The organism is Iamia sp., from assembly GCF_035575815.1.
Classification (GTDB): Bacteria; Actinomycetota; Acidimicrobiia; order Acidimicrobiales; family Iamiaceae; genus Iamia.
In genome coordinates, this window is the sequence record NZ_DATLXO010000129.1 from 1 (window position 1) to 7,175 (window position 7,175).

At 73.8% G+C, this 7,175-nt stretch carries 6 protein-coding genes and 1 pseudogene; all 7 read left to right on the plus strand.

The window, feature by feature from the left end; all coding sequences use genetic code 11:
• On the plus strand, positions 1-645 hold a 645-nt coding region (locus VNL12_RS13730), incomplete at its 5' end, for a hypothetical protein (protein WP_325595500.1).
• Positions 646-855: 210 nt separating this feature from the next.
• On the plus strand, positions 856-2,991 hold the full coding sequence (gene scpA, locus VNL12_RS13735) for a methylmalonyl-CoA mutase (protein ID WP_325595502.1): 2,136 nt from the start codon (positions 856-858) through the stop codon (positions 2,989-2,991).
• A gap of 78 nt (positions 2,992-3,069) precedes the next feature.
• Complete coding sequence (locus VNL12_RS13740) at positions 3,070-3,309, plus strand: hypothetical protein (protein WP_325595504.1); 240 nt, start codon at positions 3,070-3,072, stop codon at positions 3,307-3,309.
• Positions 3,306-3,689 (plus strand): type II toxin-antitoxin system VapC family toxin, encoded by a 384-nt coding sequence (locus VNL12_RS13745; RefSeq protein WP_325595506.1) that lies wholly within the window; start codon positions 3,306-3,308, stop codon positions 3,687-3,689. The genes VNL12_RS13740 and VNL12_RS13745 overlap by 4 nt, the downstream gene beginning before the upstream one ends.
• A 246-nt stretch (positions 3,690-3,935) precedes the next feature.
• On the plus strand, positions 3,936-4,919 hold the full coding sequence (gene meaB / locus VNL12_RS13750) for a methylmalonyl Co-A mutase-associated GTPase MeaB (RefSeq protein ID WP_325595508.1): 984 nt from the start codon (positions 3,936-3,938) through the stop codon (positions 4,917-4,919).
• 16 nt (positions 4,920-4,935) lie between these two features.
• Positions 4,936-6,585 carry a glycosyltransferase family 39 protein gene (locus VNL12_RS13755; protein WP_325595510.1) on the plus strand — a complete coding sequence of 550 codons (1,650 nt, stop codon included), beginning with the start codon at positions 4,936-4,938 and terminating at the stop codon, positions 6,583-6,585.
• A gap of 310 nt (positions 6,586-6,895) precedes the next feature.
• Positions 6,896-7,175, plus strand: a pseudogene (locus tag VNL12_RS13760) (hypothetical protein); the annotation flags it as partial.

Sequence of the window (7,175 nt, forward strand, 5' to 3'; positions counted from 1 at the left end):
CGCCCCGTCCCGGAGCTGCCGGCGCTCCCCGCCCAGGTGACCCGCCCCGACCGCTGGATCCGGTTCCACCGGGCCGACGAGCACGGTCGGCGCACCCGCCACCTCTTGGCCGCCGACGATCAGTGGCTGGTGGTCGATGTCATCGGCGAGCTCCACGTCCTCGCCACGGCGGCCGCGGCCGATGTCGGCCGCCTCGCCGCCGTTGCCCTCGACGTCGGTCGCCCCGAGGACCGACCTGACCCACCCGAGCCGCGGGAGCCCGTCCCCGGCCCCCCGGCGGGAGGGTGCCGCGGGGACCTGTGGGCCTGCGGCCCGGCCGGTGGGCACCTGAGCCGACGGTGGCGGCGGTGGCGCGATGCGCTGGCACCCACCCCGCACGCGGCGGTCCGGGTCGATCTCGCCGCCGTCGTCGACGGTACGGCGGCGCTCGACTGGTTCACGGTCCTGGCGGCGGGCCCGACCTGGTGGCTCGCCCAGTCCGATCCCGACGCCGCGGTCGACGACCCGTCCCTGCTCGGCGACGATGCCGCCCCTGCGGTCACCGAGCCCATCGACGGCCCGGTGCTCCTCGGCCTGCTCGACCGCTGGCTTCCCGAGGAGCGGTCCGCAGACGAGGCGACCGATCGCGGTGACCAGTCCCTCTGATCCGAGCACCGAAGGGCGAGCCGACCCCGGCCCTGAACCGGTCATGAGATCGGGCGCCCCCACACCCAAACGCCATACCAGTTCGGACGGACCCTCGAACCGGTAGCGGGATCGGGGGTCCCAGCACCCAGATGCGGTACCACTTCGGGCGAGAGGCCGACCGGCGGGCGTTGGGTGCCTGGGCCGGGTGGGCCGTACGCTCGGCGACCGATGACCGACGAGGCGCGCGACCCCACGATCGAGGACTGGCAGGAGCTGGCCACCGCGGATCTGAAGGGGCGCAGCCCCGACGACCTGACCCGCACCCGCCCCGAGGGCATCGACGTCAAGGCGCTCTACACCGACGCCGATTCCGCCGACACCGAGACCGACACCTTGCCCGGCTTCGCTCCCTTCACCCGGGGCGTGCGGGCCACGATGTACGCCAACCGGCCCTGGACCATCCGCCAGTACGCCGGGTTCTCCACCGCCGAGGAGTCCAACGCGTTCTACCGGCGCAACCTGACCGCCGGCCAGCAGGGCGTGTCGGTCGCCTTCGACCTGGCCACCCACCGGGGCTACGACTCCGACCACCCCCGGGTGGAGGGCGACGTGGGCAAGGCCGGCGTGGCCATCGACTCGGTGGAGGACATGAAGATCCTCTTCGACGGGATCCCCCTCGAGACGATGTCGGTCTCGATGACGATGAACGGCGCCGTGCTGCCGGTGCTGGCCAGCTACGTCGTCGCCGGCGAGGAGCAGGGGGTGGACCGAGCCCAGCTCAGCGGGACCATCCAGAACGACATCCTCAAGGAGTTCATGGTCCGCAACACCTACATCTACCCGCCCGAGCCGAGCATGCGGATCGTCTCGGACATCATCACCTACACCTCCGAGCACCTCCCTCGGTTCAACTCGATCTCGATCTCCGGGTACCACATGCAGGAAGCGGGGGCGACGGCCGACCAGGAGCTGGCCTTCACCATCGCCGACGGGCTCGAGTACGTGCGCTTCGCCGTCGACCGCGGCCTCGACGTCGACCGCTTCGCCGGGCGCCTCAGCTTCTTCTTCGCCATCGGCATGGACTTCTTCATGGAGGTCGCCAAGCTGCGCGCCGCCCGAGTGCTCTGGCACGAGGTCATGACCGAGTTCGCCCCGAAGAGCGACAAGTCGCTCATGTTGCGCACCCACTGCCAGACCTCGGGGGTCTCGCTCACCGCCCTCGACCCCCACAACAACGTGATGCGCACGACGATCGAGGCCATGGCCGCCGTGCTCGGCGGCACCCAGAGCCTCCACACCAACGCGTTCGACGAGGCCCTCGGGCTGCCCACCGACTTCAGCGCCCGCATCGCCCGCAACACCCAGCTGGTGATCCAGGAGGAGACCGGCATCCCCCACGTGGTCGACCCCCTCGGCGGCTCGTACTACGTCGAGGCCCTGACCCGCGACCTGGCCGACCGGGCCCGCGAGCTGATGTCCGAGGTGGAGGGGCTCGGCGGCATGACCAAGGCGGTCGAGTCGGGCATGCCCAAGCTGCGCATCGAGGAGTCCGCGGCGCGCCGTCAGGCCCGCATCGATCGCGGCGAGGAGGTCGTGGTCGGCGTCAACAAGTACGTGGTCGACGACCCCGAGCAGGTCGAGGTGTTCGACATCGACAACCGGGCCGTGCTGGCCCAACAGATCGCCAAGCTGGAGCGGATCCGCGCCACGCGCGACCCCGACGCCTGCGAGGCCGCCCTGACCGCCCTGCGCGAGGGCGCCGCCGGTGACGCCAACCTGCTCGCCCTCTGCATCGACGCGGCCCGGGCCCGGGCCACCGTGGGCGAGATGAGCGACGCCATGGAGACCGTGTTCGGCCGCCACCGGGCCGAGGTCCGTACCCTCTCCGGTGTGTACGGCAAGGGCTACGAGGGCGACGAGGGGTTCGCCGCGATCCAGGCCGACATCGAGGCCTTCGCGGCCGAGGAGGGCCGCCGGCCCCGGATGCTGGTGGTGAAGATGGGCCAGGACGGCCACGACCGCGGGGCGAAGGTGATCGCCACCGCGTTCGCCGACCTCGGCTTCGACGTCGACGTCGGCCCGCTGTTCCAGACCCCCGCCGAGGCCGCCCGCGACGCGGTCGAGAACGACGTGCACGTCATCGGCATCTCGTCCCAGGCCGCCGGGCACAAGACCCTCGTGCCGCAGCTGATCGAGGAGCTGCGGTCCGCCGGGGCCGACGACGTGCTCGTCGTGTGCGGCGGGGTCATCCCGGCGGGGGACTACGAGTTCCTGCGCTCAGCGGGCGTGGCCGCCACCTTCGGACCCGGCACCAACATCCCGACCGCGGCGTCGGAGGTCCTCGGGCTCATCCGCGCCCGCTGAGGCCGAGGCGACGATCCCTCGGGAGTCGGACATCCTGGAGGCCCGGGCTGGTGCTGCACTCGGTGTTACACTGGCGCCGTGCCCACGACCCATCCCCGCCATGCGGTGACCGAGACGCCGGAGGTCGCCCGGGCCCTCGACCTGGCCGCGGCGCGCTGGCCCGACGTGCCCCGCTCCCGGCTCCCGACCCTCGTGCTGGCCGATTGGGCCGACGGTCCTGGGAGCCAGGCCGCCCGAGACGCCGCCCTGGCCCAGACCGAGGGAGCGCTGCCGGGCATCGGTGGGCTCTACGACCGGGGCGAGGACTGGCCTGCGTGATCGTGGCTGACGCCAGCTTTCTGATCGCCCTTGCCGAACCGGGCGATGATCACCACTCGACTGCCGCCCGGGTCCGTCGCGAGGTCGAGGGTCAGGTGCTCCTGCTCCACCCTCTCACCCTGGCCGAGTGCCTCGTCGGCCCTGCTCGGACCGGCCGCCTGGAGCAGGCGGAGGCCGCCTGGCGCACCGCGACGGTCGTGGTCGACTTCGACCCTGCCAGCCCCGCCCGGTTCGCCCTGCGCCGGGCCGAGACCGGGCTGCGGCTCCCGGATGTGGTCGTCCTCGACACCGCGATCGTCCACCGCGCCGGCATCGCCACCTTCGATGACCGCCTCGCGATCACCGCTCGCGCCGAGGGGATCACCGTCCTCGCCGGGTGATGTGCGGCCGGAGGCCCGACCCGCGGGCGCCAGCAGAGGCGGCGCTAGTTCCCATGGTCCCTGGGCGGGGCCGCCCTCGCGGCATGAGAATGGCCGAGACGTCATCTCGTTCCCCCCGCCACGGCCGTTCACATCTTCAGTCGGAGCGATCAGGGTCAGGCCTTGTCGTCACCGAGGAGTTCGCCGACCGCCCGAGTCCGTGAACCGACCCCGTCGCCCCGGGGGCGCGGTGCCTACCCTCTCCGGGTGACCGTCGCCGATCCTGTTCCCGACCTCGTCGCCGGCATCCTTTCCGGCGACCGTCGCGCCCTGGCCCGGGCCATCACGCTGGTCGAGTCCACCCGGACCGATCATCGCACCGACGCCGCGCTGCTGATCGAGGAGCTGCTCCCCCGCACCGGCGGTGCCATCCGTCTCGGCATCAGCGGACCGCCCGGCGTCGGGAAGTCGACCTTCATCGAGGCCTTCGGCACCCGTCTCATCGACGCGGGCCACCGTGTGGCGGTGCTCGCTGTCGACCCCACCAGCTCGCGCGCCGGGGGATCGATCCTCGGCGACAAGACCCGCATGGAGCGCCTCGTGCGCGCCGAGCACGCCTTCATCCGGCCCTCGCCGTCGAGCGGCGAGCTGGGCGGCGTGGCCCGGCGCACGCGCGAGGCGCTGCTGCTGTGCGAGGCCGCGGGCTTCGACGTGGTGCTCGTCGAGACCGTCGGCGTGGGCCAGAGCGAGACGGCGGTGGCCGATCTCACCGACCTGTTCGTCCTACTCGCCTCGCCCACCGGCGGCGACGACCTCCAGGGCATCAAGCGCGGGATCATGGAGCTGGCCGACCTGGTCGTCGTGACCAAGGCCGACGGTGCCCTGGCGGCCGCGGCGGAGCGCGCCGCGGCCGATATCCGCGGCGCTCTGCACCTGCTGCGCCCCCGCCACCCCGAGCTGCCCCCCCAGGCGCTGCTCGCCTCGTCGACGACCGGCTCGGGCATCGCCGAGGTGTGGGACGCAGTGACGACGGCCCACGCCGCCCTGCGCTCCTCCGGGGCCCTCGACCGCCAGCGCGCCGGGCAGGCTCGAGCCTGGCTGTGGTCCGAGCTGCGGGGCGCGATCGAGCTGCGCCTGCGCACCGACGCCGCCGTGGCCCGGGCGCTGCCCGAGGTCGAGGCCGAGGTCGAGGCGGGCACCCTCACCCCCGCCCTCGGCGCCGCCCGCCTGCTCGACCTGCTGGGTCGCTGAGCGCCGTGACCCGGCGATGACGACGACCTCGGCGAACGAGCGGGCAGGCGACGGCGGCACCGCTCAGGCTCGCATCCCGAGCGACCTCGCGGCACCCGACGGGCCGGGTGCCATCGGCCTGCGGAGGGTGCCCGCCACGGTGTGGGCGCTGACCGCGCTGTTCGCGGTGCTGCTGGCGATCTCGTCGGTCGCCGCCCCCCTCTTCCACGCTCCTGACGAGTTCGTGCACGCCGACCTGGTGTTGCTGCTGGCCGACGACCCGCACTACCCCGAACACGACGGGCGCCGCACCGCGGCGGCGGTGAAGCGGGTCGCGATCCCCTACTTCGGCGACGACGCCCGCGCCCCGGACAAGACCGCAGCGGATGCCCCGTCCAAGGCCGGCCGTCCCAACATCAACGTCCTCGGCGGCACCGGGGACCACGAGGAGGGCAGCTTCAACCAGCAGCCGCAGCACCCGCCCCTCTACTACCAGGCGCTCGCCCTGGCGCTGCGGGTCGAGCGCTACGTCCTCCCGGGCACCGACCCGCCGGCGGCGGTGACCGAGATCGGCCTGCTGCGCGTGCTCAACGCGGCCATGGTGGTCCTCCTCCCGCTCGCGGCGTGGGCCACCGCCGCCCGCCTGGGCGCCGACCGGCGCACCGCCACCACCGCGGCAGCACTGGTGCTGTTGGTCCCCCAGCTCACCCACATCGGCTCGGCGATCAACAACGACAACCTGCTCACCGGCCTGGCGTCGGTGCTGGCGGTGCTGCTCGCGGGGGTCGCACGGGGCGACCGGTCGTGGCGGACCGCCGGCCTGGTCGCGGTGGTCACCGGCTTGGCCCTGCTGACCAAGGCCTTCGCCCTGCTGTTGCTGCCGTGGATCGCGGTGGCCTACCTCGTCGCCGCCCGCGCCGCCGCCCGCCGGGGCGAGCGACCGCTCCCGATCGTCGTCGTCGGGGCGGCCACCGGCGTGGGCGCGGCGCTCATCAGCGGGTGGTGGTGGATCGGGAACCGGATCCGCACGGGGTCCTTCGCCCCCACGCTGGAGGAGGAACTGGTGCCGTCGCAACCCGGCTTCTCGCCCGACCCGGAGTTCTTCATCCTGCGCTTCGGCGCCTACTTCCCCGAGCGGTTCTGGGGCTGGTTCGGCCTGTACTCGGCGCGCCTGCCGCTCTGGGTGATCGGCCTGGCCACCGCCGCCCTGCTGGCCGTGGTCGTGGTGGGCCTCGCCCGCCCCGGCGGAAGGCTGCGGCGCGCGGATCTGGCGATCGGCCTCTTGCCCGTCGTCCTGGTGGGCGCCTTCGTGGTGCAGCACGCCTGGAGCCTCTACACCCGCAGCGGCCGGACCCCCTTCATCCAGGGCCGCTACCTGTTCCCCGTCATCGTCCCCCTGATGGTGGCGGCCGCCGCCGGGGTGTCCCGTCTGGCGGGCCGCAAGGCACCCGTCGCCGCCCTCGTCGTCGGCCTGGCCCTCCACGCCCTCGGCTTCGCCACCATGCTCGACAACTTCTGGGGCGCGCCCGGCGACGGTCTCGGGGGCGAGCTGCGAGCCATGGTCGCCTGGAGTGCCTGGCCAGGAGAGGCCCTCGCGCTCGGCGCCGCCATGGCTGCGCTCGTGACCGTCGGCGCCTTCGTCGTCATCGGGCGCGACCTCGCGACTGAGGAGCGCGTCGAGCGCTGACCTCGTCGGGGGCGAGGGGCGCGGGGCGGGGTGCGCCGGCGGAGAAGGGCGCCCTGTGACCGACCGCCCCGCCGAGCGCCCGCGCGCGCATGGCGATCTGGGCGCGGGAGAGGTCATCGGCCACCCGCTCGCAGGCCCGGCTCCACCGCGTGACCCTGGATGCCAGCTGCTGGTAGGCGGCCAGGGCTCGCCGGGGCTGGGCTGAACTGGCGGGGCTATTGGGTGCTGGGGCGCCCGATCTGCTGACCAGTTCGGCGGGGGGAACCGGGTAGTCCGGATCGCCACCCTCCGCCGACGGGGAGGACGGAGCGTGGCCGCGACCCGCGCTCGGCGACCCAGCGCCCGGCGCGACGAGCGACGCACCCGGGCGGCTGCGGCCCACGCCCGATCGACGTCGGCGGCGTCGGTCGTGACCGCCCCGAACACCGACGCGTCGGCCGCCGCGGCCACCCAGGCCACCTCGCGCCCGTCGACGTCGGGCAGCCGGCCGGCGGCCACGTCGCGGACCTCGGGCCGGCTGCGATCCGAGGTGACCGTCGCCCCCGCCTCGGCGAGGGAGTCGACCAGGTCGTCCCACGCCCCGACGACGC